This is a genomic window from Streptomyces sp. NPDC051310, from assembly GCF_044455245.1.
Taxonomy (GTDB): domain Bacteria; phylum Actinomycetota; class Actinomycetes; order Streptomycetales; family Streptomycetaceae; genus Streptomyces.
Map to the genome: position 1 here is coordinate 1 of NZ_JBITEO010000063.1, position 1,152 is coordinate 1,152.

The 1,152-nt window shown below is 67.4% G+C and carries 1 protein-coding gene; it reads left to right on the forward strand.

Annotated features, from left to right (window positions below; all coding sequences use genetic code 11):
• A partial coding sequence (locus ACIA79_RS33555; RefSeq protein WP_399432211.1) for a HAMP domain-containing protein occupies positions 1 to 1,152 on the forward strand: 1,152 nt, incomplete at both ends.

The window sequence follows — 1,152 nt, forward strand, 5'->3', positions numbered from 1 at the left end:
TCGGCGTTCGCCGGTGAGGTGACGCGTGTCGCGCGTGAGGTGGGCACGGAGGGGCGTCTGGGCGGTCAGGCCGACGTCAAGGGCGTGTCGGGTACGTGGAAGGACCTGACGGAGTCGGTCAACGTGATGGCCGACAATCTGACGGCTCAGGTCCGGTCGATCGCGGAGGTCACGACCGCGGTGGCGCAGGGGGATCTGTCGCAGAAGATCCGGGTCGACGCGCGGGGGGAGATCCTGGAGCTGAAGGAGACCATCAACACGATGGTCGATCAGCTCTCGGCGTTCGCCGACGAGGTGACGCGTGTCGCGCGTGAGGTCGGTACGGAGGGGAATCTGGGGGGTCAGGCGACCGTCCGGGGTGTTTCGGGTACGTGGAAGGACCTGACGGACAACGTCAACGTCATGGCCTCCAATCTGACGGGTCAGGTGCGGTCGATCGCCCAGGTGGCCTCGGCGGTGGCGCGTGGTGATCTGTCGCAGAAGATCACGGTCGAGGCGAAGGGCGAGGTGGCCGCGCTCGCCGGGGTGATCAATACGATGGTCGACACCCTGTCGGCGTTCGCCGACGAGGTGACGCGTGTGGCGCGCGAGGTGGGTACCGAGGGGATGCTGGGCGGTCAGGCGCGGGTGCCGAACGTGGCCGGTACCTGGAAGGACCTGACCGACAACGTCAACTCGATGGCGAACAACCTGACCAACCAGGTCCGCAACATCGCCCTGGTCACCACCGCCGTGGCCAACGGTGACCTGTCGAAGAAGATCGACGTGGACGCGCGCGGCGAGATCCTGGAGCTGAAGACGACCATCAACACGATGGTCGACCAGCTGTCGTCCTTCGCGGCCGAGGTGACGCGTGTGGCGCGTGAGGTCGGCAGCGAGGGCCGCCTCGGCGGCCAGGCCGAGGTCGGCGGCGTGTCCGGCACGTGGAAGCGTCTCACCGAGAACGTCAACGAGCTGGCGGGCAACCTGACGCGGCAGGTGCGGGCGATCGCGGAGGTGGCCAGCGCTGTCGCCGAGGGCGATCTGACCCGCTCCATCACCGTCGACGCCTCCGGCGAGGTCGCCGAGCTCAAGGACAACATCAACACCATGGTGGAGTCGCTGCGCGAGACGACCCTGGCCAACCAGGAGCAGGACTGGCTCAAGTCCAAC